At 72.3% G+C, this 15,188-nt stretch carries 13 protein-coding genes; 5 read left to right on the top strand and 8 right to left on the bottom strand.

Translation table 11 applies throughout. From position 1 onward, the window contains the following. Positions 1-142: 142 nt before the first annotated feature. On the top strand, positions 143-727 hold the full coding sequence (locus K7G59_RS12690) for a hypothetical protein (RefSeq protein WP_225833548.1): 585 nt from the start codon (positions 143-145) through the stop codon (positions 725-727). A gap of 169 nt (positions 728-896) precedes the next feature. Here the strand turns inward: K7G59_RS12690 and K7G59_RS12685 are convergent, their stop codons facing one another. The 3 genes from K7G59_RS12685 to K7G59_RS12675 all read right to left on the bottom strand — a co-directional run bounded on the left by K7G59_RS12685 (position 897) and on the right by K7G59_RS12675 (position 3,282). Next, positions 897-1,661: a class I SAM-dependent methyltransferase gene (locus K7G59_RS12685; protein WP_225833546.1), complete on the bottom strand. Its 765-nt coding sequence runs from the start codon at positions 1,659-1,661 to the stop codon at positions 897-899. Positions 1,662-1,664: 3 nt separating this feature from the next. After that, positions 1,665-2,222, bottom strand: coding sequence for a PadR family transcriptional regulator (locus tag K7G59_RS12680; protein WP_225833545.1), 558 nt, complete (start codon positions 2,220-2,222; stop codon positions 1,665-1,667). 133 nt (positions 2,223-2,355) lie between these two features. Next, positions 2,356-3,282 carry a hypothetical protein gene (locus K7G59_RS12675; RefSeq protein WP_225833542.1) on the bottom strand — a complete coding sequence of 309 codons (927 nt, stop codon included), beginning with the start codon at positions 3,280-3,282 and terminating at the stop codon, positions 2,356-2,358. Between the two features lie 501 nt (positions 3,283-3,783). On the opposite strand from K7G59_RS12675, the gene rho reads away from it, so the two are divergent. The 3 genes from rho (at position 3,784) to K7G59_RS12660 (ending at position 6,759) form a co-directional block, all read left to right on the top strand. Then, positions 3,784-5,046: a transcription termination factor Rho gene (gene rho / locus K7G59_RS12670; protein WP_374114221.1), complete on the top strand. Its 1,263-nt coding sequence runs from the start codon at positions 3,784-3,786 to the stop codon at positions 5,044-5,046. 251 nt (positions 5,047-5,297) lie between these two features. Continuing rightward, positions 5,298-6,458 (top strand): D-alanyl-D-alanine carboxypeptidase family protein, encoded by a 1,161-nt coding sequence (locus tag K7G59_RS12665; protein WP_225833540.1) that lies wholly within the window; start codon positions 5,298-5,300, stop codon positions 6,456-6,458. Between the two features lie 94 nt (positions 6,459-6,552). After that, on the top strand, positions 6,553-6,759 hold the full coding sequence (locus K7G59_RS12660) for a hypothetical protein (protein WP_225833538.1): 207 nt from the start codon (positions 6,553-6,555) through the stop codon (positions 6,757-6,759). Here K7G59_RS12660 and K7G59_RS12655 read toward each other — a convergent pair. After that, positions 6,737-7,663, bottom strand: a complete 927-nt coding sequence (locus K7G59_RS12655) for a glutaminase (protein ID WP_225833536.1) — start codon at positions 7,661-7,663, stop codon at positions 6,737-6,739. The two genes, K7G59_RS12660 and K7G59_RS12655, sit on opposite strands and share 23 nt — an antisense overlap. Positions 7,664-7,948: 285 nt before the next feature. Here K7G59_RS12655 and K7G59_RS12650 point away from each other — a divergent pair, with 285 nt between their 5' ends. Continuing rightward, entirely contained in the window at positions 7,949-9,553 is a 1,605-nt protein-coding gene (locus K7G59_RS12650) for a right-handed parallel beta-helix repeat-containing protein (protein ID WP_225833534.1), read from the top strand. Here the strand turns inward: K7G59_RS12650 and K7G59_RS12645 are convergent. The 4 genes from K7G59_RS12645 to K7G59_RS12630 are packed head-to-tail and all read right to left on the bottom strand — an operon-like array spanning position 9,487 to position 14,919. Further along, positions 9,487-10,914 (bottom strand): UDP-glucose/GDP-mannose dehydrogenase family protein, encoded by a 1,428-nt coding sequence (locus K7G59_RS12645; protein ID WP_225833531.1) that lies wholly within the window; start codon positions 10,912-10,914, stop codon positions 9,487-9,489. The genes K7G59_RS12650 and K7G59_RS12645 overlap by 67 nt on opposite strands. Before the next feature lie 39 nt (positions 10,915-10,953). Next, on the bottom strand, positions 10,954-11,976 hold the full coding sequence (gene galE, locus K7G59_RS12640; RefSeq protein ID WP_225833529.1) for a UDP-glucose 4-epimerase GalE: 1,023 nt from the start codon (positions 11,974-11,976) through the stop codon (positions 10,954-10,956). Between the two features lie 55 nt (positions 11,977-12,031). After that, positions 12,032-13,894, bottom strand: coding sequence for a glycosyltransferase (locus tag K7G59_RS12635; RefSeq protein WP_225833527.1), 1,863 nt, complete (start codon positions 13,892-13,894; stop codon positions 12,032-12,034). Next, the gene (locus K7G59_RS12630; protein ID WP_225833524.1) at positions 13,891-14,919 is read right to left on the bottom strand and encodes a UDP-glucuronic acid decarboxylase family protein; all 1,029 of its coding nucleotides are present in this window, start codon (positions 14,917-14,919) and stop codon (positions 13,891-13,893) included. The genes K7G59_RS12635 and K7G59_RS12630 overlap by 4 nt, the downstream gene beginning before the upstream one ends. Positions 14,920-15,188: the final 269 nt, after the last annotated feature.

Raw genomic sequence — 15,188 nt, 5'->3', positions numbered from 1 at the left:
CGGTCTGCGACGTGAGCGAGGTGCGCTGGACGGGTACGAGAGGGGTGTGGACCGATCGCGCGCCTGAGCGGCGGCGGGACGCGGCGGGTCGTGGTGCGGCCCGCCCGGCCCCGCCGGCTCCAGCGGCGGCGAGGAGGTGGACATGGGTGCCCGTGTGCGCGCCTGGCGCTGGCGGCGCAATCCGCTGCGGCGCCGGTCGGACGTCATCGAGGCGTGGACGGCGCTGGTCGCGGCCGTCCTGCTCTTCGTGGTCTGTCCCCTGGTGGGGGTGGCGGCGGGTCTGCACGCCCACGACCGGGCGCAGAGCCTCGCCCAGACGCAACGAGCCGAGCGGCACCGGGTGCGTGCCATGGTGACCGGCGACGCGCCTGTGCCGCTGCCCTCGGCGCAGGGCGACCCCGATCGCCCGTACCGGGCCGAGGTGCGCTGGACCGAGCCCGGCAAGGGGCAGCGGACCGCACCGGCCCGGGTTCCGGCGGGCGCCCGGGCCGGCGAGGTGGTCTCCGTCTGGTTCGACGCCCGGGGGCGCAGTGTCTCCGCGCCGCCGGATGCCGTATCGGTCTGGCAGCACACGGTGGCCGTCGGCCTGTGCGCGGCGGGCGGCGCGGCGGGTGTGATCCTGCTCGGGCATGCCGTCGAACGCCGGATCGCCCTGCGCCGCCGGCTGGCCGAGTGGGAGCGCGACTGGGCCCGCACCGGGCCGAAGTGGACCCAGCCCCGGGCATGAGCCCCGGTGACCCGATCGCCGACCGGGTCGCCGACCCGCATCACCGGCCGGACAACCGACCCGACCACTCTCGCACGGGAGGCGGCCCCGCCCGCACAGCGGGGGGCAAGCGCGTGCACGTCATGACCAGGGCCCCGACCAGGCCGACGGGGCCATACAGCGCCCCGGCCTACGAGTTCGCCCTGCCCGCGACGGGCTGAACGCCCGCCACCACCAGCCGGACCCGGGGGCTGCCGTCGCGGCGCCGCCCGAACTCGGGCAGTGCCCGCAGGTCGACGGTGAACCCGGCACGCACCAACTCCCTGAGCACATCGGAGAGTCGGAAGGTGCGGTAGTACATGACGAACGGCGGGCGCCAGACGGCGTTGCGCACCCGCATCACCGCGTCGAAGCCGAGCAGCATCCAGTAGGCCGGACGCGTGGGGCGGGGCGGGGCGAGCACCGGGAAGGCGAAGCAGCCGCCGGGCCGCAGCACCGAGCGGACTTGGGCGAACAGTCCGGGCAGCTCCCGGGGCAGGAAATGGCCGAACGCGCCGAAGCTGACCACCACGTCGAACGCCGCCGTGAAGGGCAGGGCACGGGCGTCACCGCGTACCCAGGCGACGCCCGGCCCGCCGGACCCCGTCCGCCCGGCGCCGGCGAACCGGCGCCGGGCGGCGTCGAGCATGCCCGCGCTGAAGTCGACCCCGGTGACGCTCCGCCGGCACACGGCGGTCAGCACCTCCGCCCCGGCACCGGTGCCGCAGCACAGGTCGAGCCCGTCCTCGAACGGGCCGAGGGGCGCCAGCGCCTTCGCCACGGACTGCAACAGGGACTCGGGCGTGCGGAAGGGGGTCCGGTCGAACTTCGGGGCGAGCAGGTCGTAACCGTGCTCGACGGACGACAGCGCCTGCACGGCCAGTTCGCGGAGCGTCGGTCCCTCGGGGCTGAACATCGGTCAGGCCACACGCTGTTCGAGGACCGTGAGGGCCCGCAGGCACCAGCGCTCGTTCTCCTCCTCGAAGCCGATCCCGGCCATGAGGGTGAGGTACGGCCCGACGCGGTCGGTGGTGCTCAGGTACTCGTCCTCGGACCGCCCGGCGAGGAGGCGCTCGCGCACCCGCCGGTAGCGGTCGAGTTTCCCGCGCGCCCAGCCGAGGCGCTCCTCGATCAGCGCCCGCGGCACCCCGGGGTCGCCGTCGTCCATGGCCTGGATCTTGATCAGGAGTTCGTCCCGGACGGCGGTGGGGCGTCTGGGCGGCTCGGCCGCGAAGGCGCGCAGCTGTGTCCGGCCCGCCTCGGTGAGCGTGAACATCCGCTTGTTGGGCCTGCGCTCCTGCTGCACGATGCGTGCCTCCACGAGCCCGTCACCGGCCAGGCGCTCCAGCTCGCGGTAGAGCTGCTGGGGAGTGGCGGGCCAGAAGTTGGCGAGCGAGACGTCGAACAGCTTGGACAGCTCGTAGCCGGAGGCCTCGCCCTCCAGCAGGGCGGCCAGGACGGCGTACTTGAGCGACATGTGGACAGGCTAGCAGCGAGTGATTACTCTCATGCACACTTATTCAACTAAGTGACTATATGGGAGGCGGAGGCGCGGTCCGCCCGAACACCGCGCCCCGCATCGGGTGGGTCGTCCGGACCCGGCGGCCCGGTCAGTTCTTCAACTGCTCCAGCGTCGCCTTGGTGTCCGTCTTCAGCCAGGCCGTCACGTCGGAGAGGGACGGCGGGTCCGTGTCCTCGTCGTAGGAGCTGAGATAGGCGCTGTAGCTCATCGTGTAGGTCACCCAGCCGTCCCGGACGGCGAGCGTGGCGTAGCGGGAGCCGCTGGAGGAGCCGCTCGTGGTGTCCTCGCTGACGAGGTAGGCCTCGTCGCCGATCCCGCTGACGGCGGTGACGTCGTAGCCCGTGTGGCTGTCGTCGTAGTTCTTCCACAGGGCGGTGAACTCCGGCCCCGGGTCGGTCTTCCTGTGCAGGTCCAGCTGCATGGTCAGGTATGCGTCGGAGAGCGTGGAGCTGCTGCTCTTCTTCAGGCCCAGGCTGCAGTAACCCTCGTCCAGCACCGGCTGCTTGAGGCTGTTGTGGGTGGGCGAGGAGTCACCCTCGGGGTACTCGTCCTTGAAGGACGAGTAGTCCGCGCCGGAGCACAGGTTCGAGGGCGCCGAGTAGCCGCGCAGGTCCGCGCTGTCTCCTGTGCCGCCGATCAGGAACACCCCGGCAGCCCAGGCGGCGGAGGCGACGAGGGCGCCGACGACACCCCACAGCACCGCCCGCCCGGCCCCACCGCCACCACCACCGCCGGACGGCGGCACGGGCACAACGCCGTACTGCGGCGGCTGCGCGTACGGGTTTCCCGGCTGCGGCTGGCCCGGCTGCCCCGGTAAGGGCTGTCCCGGCAGGGGCTGGGCGGACTGCCCGACCAGCGTGGGATGGGCGTAGAAGCTTCCCGGCGGGGGCGACTGGGGGTTCGGGTAGGGGTAGGCCGTCGGCTGCGGCGGAACCGCCGGGGGCGTCTGGGGCTGGGACTGGGGCTGCGACCCGGGCTGGTCGGCAGGCTGCGAGGGCTGCGGTGGCGTGGACATGTCGCGACGATACGGCACGCTTGGTGGCCAAGTCCCCTGAACGTCCTGGATCGTTATGCTCTGGGGACATCTGATGCGGCACGGCGGACATCCTCCCCCATCCTCCCCCGCGGGCCCCACGCGGCGCCAACCGCGCAGCTCACCCGCCTGCACACCCCGGCAGAGCGCGCACGCCGTTCGGCGAAGTAGCTCGCGTGCGCACCAACTCCTGCTGGACGCAACCCCGTTCGAGTGCCGGGAAGCGAGTGAAGAACCGTTCGAGGACGCCGCTCGTGACAGGGGTGGTCCGTGCCAGGGAATCAACACGGCCCCGGAAGCACAACGGGAATCCAGCGGGACTCCGGGAACAGACCCGCCCTCCATGCTGTTGACCGGGGCAGGACGACCGGTATAGTGCAGGCAGCATCTGTGTACGCCCTCTCATAAGGGCGCCGGTGCCAGTTCCTCTCCCAGTCGGCCGGTCCCGGCCGCTTCTCTCAACACCATCTCGTGGCCGCACTCCTGTGCTCTGCCGAGGTGTCGTTCCGGCCGCCGAAGACGCGTGTGTACGTCTGCCGTTCGCGGCCTCTTCCCTCTCTACGCTGCTTCCCGTCCGCGAAAGGACCTGCCCCCGTGACCACCGCACTTGAACGCTCCCCCGCTGCGCCACTGCCGCAGCCCCAGGCCGGCGACCGGCTCGTCAGCGGTGTCCTCGACATCGACGCGCACGGCAAGGGACACCTGCGGGCGGCGAGCCTCCTGCCCACCCCCGCCGACCCGCAGGTCCCCGCCGCGCTGATCAGCCGTCACGGCCTGCGCCGGGGCGACCTCGTCGAGGGCGTCCGCGCGGCGCGGCATGCGCTGACCGAGATCTCACGCGTGGGTGGCCGGGCCCCCGGTGAAAGCCGCCGCCGCTTCCACGATCTCACCCCGCTCCACCCGCACCGGCGCATCCGCCTGGAGCACCCGGCCGCCGGCCTCGCCGGACGCGTCACCGACCTGCTCGCACCGGTCGGCAAGGGCCAGCGCGGGCTCATCGTGGCCCCGCCCAAGAGCGGCAAGACCGTGCTGCTCCAGCAATTCGCCGCGGCCGTCGCCGGAAACCACCCCGAATGCCGCCTGATGGTCCTCCTGCTGGACGAGCGGCCCGAGGAGGTCACCGAGATGCGGCGCTCGGTGCGCGGCGAGGTGTACGCCTCCACCTTCGACCGGTCGCCCAGGGAGCACATCGCCCTCGCGGACCTGGTCGTCGAGCGGGCCAAGCGGCTCGTCGAGGCCGGTGAGGACGTCGTCGTCCTGCTGGACTCCCTGACCCGACTGTGCCGGGCCCACAACAACGCCTCCGCCGCCGGTGGCCGCACTCTCAGCGGCGGTGTCGACGCGGGCGCGCTGCTCGGCCCCAAGCGGTTCTTCGGCGCCGCGCGCCAGGCCGAGGAGGGCGGCTCGCTCACCATCCTCGCCACCGTGCTCGTGGACACCGGCTCCCGTGCCGACGGCTACTTCTTCGAGGAGCTGAAGAGCACCGGCAACATGGAACTACGGCTGGACCGTGAGCCGGCCGCCCGCCGCCTCTTCCCGGCCGTCGGCATCGACGCCACCGGCACCCGTCGGGAGGAACTGCTGCTCACTCCGGCCGAGTTGACGGCCGTACGGGGCCTGCGCCGGGTCCTGCGCGCCCGTGAAGGCGGACCTGCCGGGCTGGAGACCCTCCTGCAGCGGATGCGGGAGACCCCGGACAACACCACGTTCCTGCGCCGCGTGCAGCCGACCCTGCCGTCCGGCTGACCCGGGCCGCCGGGTGCCGTCCGGCTCACCGGGCTGCCCCTGCCGTCCCGCCGTCCCGCCCGGGGCTGCCCCTGCCGTCCCGCCGTCCCGCCCGCGGGGCCGCCCCTGCGACCCGGGCCCCGTCCGACCGGCGTCCCGCCGGCCTGGGCCCGCCCCTGCCGTCCCGCCGGCCGTGCGGCATCCGGGTTGCTCCTCGGGACGTCCGGCCCGGGCAGCACGGTGCGCGGCACACCCCTTCGTACGTTGCTCATATGATCAACGGATTTTCTTGTCGGGCGACCGTGTCGGCCTGTGCGGTGTGTGTGATGAGCGTGCTGGCTCTCACGCCGGCCGCCGCCGGACAGCGTCCCGCGGTTCCCGCGCCGCCCGGGCCACGGGCGGCGGTGCCGCCGCCGTCCCTGCTCTACGACTCCGGCACCCAGGTCAGGCCGCGCCCCGGCGCCCCCGGGCTGCCGGACGTCTCCGCGCTGTCCTGGCTGGTCGCCGACGCCGACAGCGGCGAGGTGCTGGCCGCGAGCGCGGCCCACCGCAGACTGCCGCCGGCGAGCACCCTGAAGACCCTGTTCGCGCTCACCCTGGTGCCGGCCCTGCCCGCCGGTCTGCAGCACCGGGTCCGCAACGAGGAACTGGAGGACATCGGCGAGGGCAGCAGCCTGGTCGGTGTCAAGGAGGGGCACACCTACAGCGTGGCCGATCTGTGGCGCGGGGTGTTCCTCAGCTCCGGCAACGACGCCGTGCACGTACTGGCCTCCCTGGGCGGCGGCTGGGAGGCCACGGCGGCGCGCATGCAGGCCAAGGCCCGCTCGCTGGGCGCCCTGGACACCCATGTCGTCTCCCCCGACGGCTACGACACACCCGGCCAGGTGTCCTCCGCCTACGACCTGGCGGTCTTCGGCCGGGCCGGGCTGCGCGACCCCGACTTCGCCCGGTACTGCTCCACCGCCGAGGCGTCCTTCCCCGGCGACGGTGCGTCGTACGCCATCGAGAACACCAACCGCCTGCTGACCGGCGAGGACGGCGTGGCGCGGTACCCGGGGATCATCGGGGTCAAGAACGGCTATACCAGCAACGCGGGCAACACCCTGGTCGCCGCCGCCCACCAGGGCGGGCGCACGCTCGTGGTGACGGTGCTGAACCCCCAGGCGGGCGGCGGACTCACGGTCTACGAGGAGGCCCGTGCGCTGCTCGACTGGGGCTTTGCCGCGGCCGGGCGGGTGGATCCGGTCGGCTCGCTGGACGGGCTGCGTCCCAGGCCCCGGCACCCCTCCGCCGCACCGGTGGCGGCGGCCACGGCGCCGGGCCACGACTCGGGCTGGCCGGACGCCGCCGTGATGGCCGGTCTCGCCGGGCTCGGCGCCGGGACCGTGACGCTCGTACTGCGGCTCAAGTACGGCCGCGGCGCGCGTGGCTGACCGTCGCCGGCCCCGTCGGCGGACCCGGCAGCAGGCCGGCGCAGGGCGCCACGGGTCTGCGCCCACACGGACGTCTTGCGCCCACGCCCCCGACATGCTCGGCGTGGGCCTCATGGCGGCGCCGTGGCCGGAGGACGTCCCCGGCATCGACGGCTTCCACGCCGACGACGTCTCCACCGGGATCAGCGGTGGCCGTGGACGTCCCTCCCGGCTGAACAACGGGGGCACGAGCATCGGCGGCACCGTCCGGACCGTTTCCGGCCGGCCCGGCCGGCCGGTCAGAACACGGACAGCCCGGTGAGGGTCGTGAACCGGTCCAGGGCCGCCACCCCGGCCACCGAGTTCCCGTGTTCGTCAAGGCCCGGGCTCCACACGCACAGCGTGCACCGGCCGGGTACGACCGCGATGATCCCGCCGCCGACACCGCTCTTGCCGGGCAGACCCACCCGGTAGGCGAAGTCACCGGCCGCGTCGTACGTCCCGCAGGTCAGCATGACCGCGTTGACCTGCTTGGCCTGGCTGCGGGTGAGCAGCCGGGAGCCGTCGGCGCGGATACCGTGCCGGGCCAGGAAACCGGCGGCGAGGGCGAGGTCGGCGCAGGAGGCGGTGACGGAGCACTGCCGGAAGTACTGGCCGAGCAGGACCGGCACGTCGTTGTCGATGTTGCCGTAGGACGCCATGAAATGGGCGAGGGCGGCGTTGCGGTCTCCGTGCGCGGTCTCGGAGGCGGCGACCTCCTCGTCGAAGTCGAGGGCGGGGTTGCCGCTCTCGGCGCGCAGGAAGGCGAGCAGTTCCCCGGCCGCGTCTCCGGTACGGGTCTGCAGGCGGTCGGTGACGACGAGCGCGCCCGCGTTGATGAAGGGGTTGCGCGGGATGCCGTTCTCGTACTCCAGCTGGACCAGGGAGTTGAACGGGTTGCCGGAGGGTTCGCGGCCGACGTGCTCCCAGAGTTCGTCGCCCTCACGGGCCAGGTCCAGGGCGAGTGTGAAGACCTTGGTGATCGACTGGGTCGAGAACGGCTCCCGCCACTCCCCCACCCCGTACACCGTGCCGTCCAGCTCGGCGACGGCCATGCCGAAGCGGCGGGGATCACGGGCCGCGAGAGCGGGGATGTAGTCGGCGGAGCGGCCTCGGCCCGGAGTGCGCTCGATATCGGCCACGATGCGATCAAGAAACGGTTGGAACTGCGCGGACATGATCGTCATGATGCCGCACTTCTGACCGGGGAGCGCCCCCGCGGGACGTCGTGCGGCTCCGTTCGCGGCAGTGGGAGGAGGCCAATCAGGCATGTCTTGGCGCGGACTGCGCGTGCTGGCCCGGCGATCGGGGGTCCGCGCGTCAGGGTGAGTCCGCGATCGCCGCGGATCGGGGTCCGTGCGATCAGTTCGTCCGATCATCGAGAGACAGGAGCGGTCTTGCGCCGGCGAAACGTTTACAGGGGCGCTGTGCTCGGCCTGTGCGGGGCGGCGTCGCTGCTGGCGGGGTGCAGCATGCCCGCGCCCTACGTTCCCGTGCTGGAGAACCCGCGGGGAGGTCGTACGTTCTATCTCAGTCCGGACGGCGACGACGAAGCCGACGGCCGGACTCTGCAGACCGCCTGGCAGACGCTGCGACGTGTCGACGCCGTGCGGCTGAAGCCGGGCGACCGTGTGCTGCTCAGGGGCGGCGCACGGTTCCCGGGTACTCTGAGCATCGGTCAGGGGGACGCGGGCAACGCCCGCAAGCCCGTGGTGATCGAGTCCTACGGCACCGGCCGCGCGGCGATCGCGGCCGTCGGCAGCCACGGCATCGAGGTGCACAACACGAGCGGGATCGTCATCCGCAACCTGGTCCTCACCGGTAACGTCAAGGCCTTCCGCAAGCAGGACGGCATCTCCCTCGTCAGCGACCTGCCCGGCCGGCGGAAACTGCCGTACGTCCGCGTCACGGGCGTCGACGTGTCCGGCTTCCGCAACGGCATCCGGATGCACGGAGGCCCTGGGGGATCCGGCTTCCGGGACGTGGTGCTCCGCGACTGCACGGTGCACAACAACCAGGAGGCGGGTGTCGTGTCGGACGGTCCTGCCTTCGACGCCACCGCGCCCGTCTACGCCCACGAGGACATCACGGTCTCGAAGGTGACGGCATTCCGCAACGACGGCGATCCGCGGGCGGCCGACCGCAACACCGGCAGCGGCATCGTCCTCGGCAGCGTACGCCACGGTGTGGTGGAGGACTCGGACGCCCACGCCAACGGGAAGTCCTCCTCGGCGCAGGCCGCGGAGGGCCCGGAGGGCATCTGGACGTACGACTCGACGCGGATGGTGCTGCAGCGCAACGTCGCCTATGCCAACCGCACCGGCTCCCGGGTGGACGGCGGCGGGTTCGGGCTGGACAACAACGTGTCGCACTCGCTGGTGCAGTACAACCTGTCCTACGACAACGACGGCGCGGGCTTCCTGGCCTACTCCGCCGTCCCGAACCACGCCCACACGGGCAACACGATCCGTTACAACATCAGCCGGGACAACGCCCGCAAGCTCGAGGACTACGGCGGCATCGTGGCGCTCGGGTCGTGGGTGTCGAACCTCGCGATCTACCAGAACACGGTGCTGGCCACGGCACACGGTTCCGTACGGGCACCCGCGCTGCGGCTCCAGCCCAACCTCGACGCCGTCTCCGTGCGCAACAACGTGTTCGCCACCGACGGGCCCCCGCTGGTGGCGGCGGGGGGCCACTTCGACACGTCGGAGGTGGCGATGCAGGGCAACGACTACCACGCTCCCAAGGGCTGGAACCTGGAGTGGGGCGACGGCCGGTACACCGACCTGGCCGCCTGGCGGCAGGCGTCGGGCCAGGAGCTGCAGGGCCCGAGGGCCACCGGGACCAGCGCCGACCCGTGCCTGACCGAGGTCCCGGTGTCCACGAACGGTCCCGGCGTGGGCCGAACCGGCACGAGGCGGGGCGCGCTGGTGACACGGTGCGCCCAGGCGCTGGCGGGTGCCGCCGTGCAGCTGAGCACGGTGGGCGTCGACCCCGGCCCGGTGGACTACTTCGGCACGCCGCTGACCGGCTCGCCGGCCATCGGGGCCGTGCAGCCCGCCCCCAAGGCATGAGGGATCGTCACCCGGAGGGCCTCGCCCTGACCCGGCTGCGGTACGTGCACCGGACGTCCCAGGGCGCGGACGTGCCAGCCGGCCTCGTGCCAGGCCGCCTGGTCCAGGGCATTGCGCGCGTCCAGCATCCGCGGTGCCCGGACCACCTGGGCCAGCTGCGCCGGATCGAGTTCGCGGTACTGGCGCCACTCGGTGAGGTGCAGTACGGCGTCCGCGTCCCGGCACGCCTCCACGACGTCCCTGTGGTACTCCGGGCCGGGCAGGGCGGCTCGCGCGTTGTCGATGCCCTCCGGGTCGTGCACACGGACGTCGGCGCCCTGCGCGGTGATCTCCGCGGTGACGGCCAGGGCCGGCGAGTCGCGCACGTCGTCGCTGTCCGGTTTGAAGGTGGCGCCCAGCACCGCGACGCGCCGCCCGGCGAACGAGCCGCCCAGCAGGTGACGGGCGAGGTCGACGGTGCGGCGGCGCTGCCGCTCGTTGATCCGGTCGACCTGGCGCAGGAACGACACCGCCTCCGACACCTGCAGTTCCTCGGCACGGGCGAGGAAGGCGCGGATGTCCTTGGGCAGGCAGCCACCGCCGAACCCGAGTCCGGCGGAGAGGAACCGGCGCCCGATGCGCTCGTCGTGGCCGAGGGCGTCGGCGAGCGTCACCACGTCGGCGCCCGAGGCGTCGCAGACCTCCGCCATGGCGTTGATGAAGGAGATCTTCGTCGCCAGGAAGGAGTTCGCGGCGACCTTCACCAGTTCCGCGGTGGCCGGATCGGTACTGACGTAGGCGACACCGGCCTGCAGCATCGGCGCGTACACCTCGCGCAGCAGCCGGTCGCCGTCGGGTGTGGTGGCCCCGACCACCAGCCGGTCGGGGTGCAGGGTGTCCCGGACGGCGAACCCCTCGCGCAGGAACTCCGGGTTCCAGACGACCTGGACCTCGACGCCGGGCCGGACCGCCGCCGCCAGCCTGCGGCTGAGCGACCGGGTGGTGCCCACCGGCACGGTGGACTTGCCGACGATCAGGGAGTCGCGGGTGAGCAGCGGCGCCAGCCCGTCCACGACCGCCTCGACATGGCTGAGGTCGGCGGAGAGCGATCCGGGTCGCTGCGGTGTGCCGACGCACACGAAGTGCAGGTCGGCGAAGTCCGCCGCCTCCTGCAGGGACATGGTGAAACGCAGCCGCCCGGACCGGATGTTCCGGACGAGGATCTCCGGCAGGCCGGGTTCGAAGAACGGCGCCCGTCCGGCCGCGAGAGCCTCGATCTTGCGGGCGTCGGTGTCGACGCCGAGGACCTCGTGTCCGATCTCCGCCATGCACGCGGCGTGCACGGCTCCGAGGTATCCCGTACCGATGACAGTCAACCGCATGCACATTCTCCTGTCTTGGAGCCGCCGAGGCGGGGCGGGTCAGCGGGCGTAGCCGTGAGGGTTGAGTTCCTGGAAGCGCCAGGCGTCGCGGCACATGGCGGTGAGGTCACGGGTGGTGGTCCAGCCCCAGGCGGCGGCCACCGCGCTCGCGTCGGCGACGAGCGCGGCGACATCGCCCGGCCTGCGGTCGACCACCTGGTAGGGCACGGACCGGCCGCTCGCCTCCTGGAAGGCGGCCACCAGTTGGAGCACAGAGGTGCCGGTGCCCGTGCCGAGGTTGAACACCCGCATGCCGGTGTCGTCGTCGAGGTGTTCGAGGGCGACGCGGTGGCCTTCCGCGACGTCCATGACGTGGATGTAGTCACGCACTCCGGTGCCGTCAGGCGTGGGGTAGTCGTCGCCGAAGACGCTCAGCCGGTCCCGGCGGCCGACGGCGACCTGGGCGACGTACGGCATGAGGTTGCCGGGGACGCCCCGCGGGTCCTCGCCGAGCAGGCCGCCGGGGTGGGCTCCGACCGGGTTGAAGTAGCGCAGGGCGAGCACCTTCAGCTCCGTGAGGTGGGCGCACACGTCCTGGAGGATCTGCTCGCACAGCAGCTTGGTGTGGGCGTAGGGGTTGGTGGGGGCCACCGGGCTCCGCTCGGTCAGCGGCACGGTCCGCGCGTCGCCGTAGACGGAGCACGACGAGGAGAACACCAGCCGGTGGACCGCGTGTTCGCGCATGACCGAGAGCAGGGCGCAGGTGCCGCCCACGTTCGTGTCGTAGTACTCGACCGGCAGGGCGACCGACTCCCCGACCGCCTTGTGGGCCGCGAAGTGGATGACCGCGTCCACGTGGTGAGCGGCGAACACCTCGCCGAGCGCCTGCCGGTCGCGTACGTCGGCCTGGTAAGCGGCGGCGAGCGGCCGTCCCGCGGTCTTCGCGATGCGGTCCAGGGCGGCGGGAGAGCTGTTGACGTGGTTGTCGACGACGACGACCTCGTAGCCGTGGTCGAGCAGTTCGACGCAGGTGTGACTGCCGATGAATCCCGCGCCGCCGGTCACCAGAACCGTCTCGGGCATGGGGGTACCTCGTTTCGTCGAAGGGCGTGGGCGTCCGGGCGGCGGGCGGGCGGCGTCAGCCCGCGATGAACCCCCGCAGGTAGAGGGGGAAGAGGAGCAGCGCCCAGGCCAGCGGGAACAGAGCAAGGACTCCCGCGGCCAGCGGCAGGGCGACGGTGCGCAGGGCCCGGTACACGCGGACGCCCGCGGACCGGGCGGTCTCCCGGGCATGCAGGGCGCTCACCGCGAGCGTCACCATCCCGTAGGAGAGGGAACCCAGCAGGCACAGGAACACGTAGCCGACCGCGGGCCCGGTCAGCTCACCGATGACGGCCGCGGTGGACAGGACGACGGTGATCAGGAGGTAGGGCAGCATCAGCCTGAGCGGCAGCGGTTCCATGCCGTCCCGGATCTTGGGCGTCACCTTGAAGACGATTTTCTTCGGCCGCAGCCGCTGCACCACCGCCGCCACCACTCCCCACGCCACGTACGGCCAGCGGGTGAGCCCGAACAGCCAGCCCTCCCAGCTCAGCAGGGGCGCGTCGGCGGGCCGTAGCAGACCACGGCTGCGCAACAGCACGGTGAGCAGGACCAGGAAGGCCGACATGGACCAGAAGTGCACGAGGAACGCGGCATAGTTGACGTTGATCCACGGGATGCCGGTGACCGCGGCGACGGGGGGCAGCAACAGGCCGCACGTCGTGGTCAGGGCGAGCAGCGGGTAGTACGAGAGGGCGAAGGCGAACCGCAGCCTGAGCCGGCCGGGCATGCGCCCCAGATGCCGGGGAAGCATGCCGAGCAGCATCACCACCAGGCTCCGCGACCACTGGAACTCCTGGGTCACCATCGCGGCGAAGGTGAGGGGGCCGTCGCCGTGCGCCTCGGCGTCGATGGCGAAGGCGCCCTGCCATCCTGCGGAGTTCAGGAGGAAGGTGGTCGAGAAGTCCTCGGCCAGCTCGGGTCCGAGTCCGCCGATGTCGCGCAGGGCCGCGGTGCGCACCGCGTAGTGGGAGCCGATGCACAGCGGTGCGAGGCCGTCGGTGTGGCCCAGTTGCATCGGCCCGTGGAAGGCGGCTTCGCGGTGCAGCCGTCCGCGGGCCGCCCAGGAGGCGTCCGCGTTGGCGTCGCACACGCTGGGAGCGGCGACGTAGCCGACGGCGGGATCGGCGAACGGCCGGACCGTTTCCCTGAGATAGCCGGGATGCGGTACGTGGTCGACGTCGAGCTGGGCCACCACGTCGTAGTCCTGGTAGCCCCAGTGGTCGTAGAAGTGGGCGAGGTTGCCCTCCTTGCACCGGGTGCGCCGGGGCCAGGAGTCGCGGTGGTAGGCGGCGACTCCGCGCCGGCAGGACACGCGTACGCCGCTCGCCGCACACCAGTCGAGGATCTGCTGGTCCGGGTCCTCGTCGCACAGCCACACGTCGTACGGGTGGGGGAAGTCCTGGCGCAGCATCGCGCTCAGAGTGGTGCGGGCGACGGTCCAGGGCTCGGAGGGCGCCCGGGTCACCACGAACGCGGTGCGCAGCCGGGGCACTTCGACGGCGGGGTGCAGGGTGCGCAGCCGCAGCACCACCGCGATGAAGCACATCGGGAGCAGGGAGAGGTAGAGCAGCAGCGCGCTGTTCACCGTGAAGCCGACCCAGCCTGCCCGGTGTTCCGGTCGCACCCACCACTGCCAGAACCAGCCGAGGGCGCCCAGCCAGCACAGCGAGAGCAGCCCGACCATCAACCGGTCCGCCCGCGGCAGCCGGGGGATCCAGGACCCGGGCGCCGGCCGCAGGGACCGGGGCGGACGGCCGAACACCGGGCCGTCCGGCGGGGTGCCGACGACGTTGCCCGACGACAGGACCAGCAGGTGGGTGCGCAGCGCCTCGTCGGAGTCCTGTGGTGGCGGGGCCAGACGGGTCGCCGCGCCGGGGCCCAGGTGCGTCTGTGTCACGACGCCGTGGGGGTCGCGCCGAGCAGGCGGGGCTGTGCGGCGGCCACGCCGTCCTGCTGCCCGCCCCGGATCGCCGTGAGCGCGGCGGTGAGGCCGCCGGGCCGCTCGGCGAACCACCGCACGGTGCGGCGCAGGCCCTCCTCGATGTCCACCTCGGGCACCCAGCCGAGGCGTTCCGCGGCCCGCGCGATCACCGGCCGGCGGCGGGTGGGGTCGTCCACGGGCAGGGGGTGGAACTGCACCTCGGCCCGGGATCCCGTCAGGTCGAGAACGAGTTCCGCCAGTTTCAGAACCGTCAGTTCGACGGGGTTTCCGAGATTCACCGGTCCGGGTTCGTCACGGTCCAGCATGGCGAGGATTCCGCGTACCAGGTCGTCGACATAGCAGAAACTGCGGGTCTGCTTCCCGTCGCCGTATACGGTCAGGGGTTCTCCGGCGAGGGCCTGGACCACGAAACTGGACACGACCCGTCCGTCGTGCGGACGCATGCGCGGACCATAGGTGTTGAAGATGCGGACGATTCCCGTGTTCGTGTCGCGGTGTGTGCGGTACGCCTGTGTCAGCGCCTCGGCGAAACGCTTGGCCTCGTCATAGACACTGCGCGGCCCGATGGGATTGACGTGTCCCCAGTACGTCTCCTCCTGGGGGTGCACCTCGGGGTCGCCGTACACCTCGCTGGTCGAGGCGAGGACGAAGCGGGCTTCGTGGCGCGTGGCCAGGCGGAGCGCGTTCTCGGTGCCGCGGCTGCCGACAGCGAGCGTCTCCAGCGGGCGCCGCAGATAGTCGGGGGGTGAGGCGGGCGAGGCCAGGTGGGCCACCGCGTCCACGGTGCCCCGCACGTCGATCGAGCGGCTGACGTCCGTGCGGACGAGTTCGAAAGCCGGGTTCTGGAGAAAGGCTGCGACGTTCGCGGGGTCGCCGGTGGAGAAGTCGTCGAGGCAGACGACTTCGTCACCGCGCCGCAGCAGCGCTCCACAAAGATGCGACCCGAGAAAACCGCCGCCACCTGTCACGGCCACACGCATGAATTCTCCTGGTTTCACCGAAGGATTCCGGCACTCCGCCCAGCGGCGGGCGCATATGGACCGCCGTTTGCCGGGACGAGTGACGGCCTTTACCGAGGCCGCGAATTCAGCTTATGAGCGTTTGTAGCACTTTCCGGATAATGGCGAGTGGGACTGAGCCGATCGGCCGGTACTCTCGCGGGGGACGGGCGCCGGACGCCCCGCCACACCCGGGACGCGGGGGGCGCGGTGCCCCCCGGAGGACGTCATCCCTGAGTGTGACGGCGCCC

This window comes from Streptomyces sp. NK08204, from assembly GCF_020400585.1.
Taxonomy (GTDB): domain Bacteria; phylum Actinomycetota; class Actinomycetes; order Streptomycetales; family Streptomycetaceae; genus Streptomyces.
The sequence above is the reverse complement of the archived record's forward strand: the minus strand, read 5'-3'. Positions and strand labels throughout refer to the sequence as shown.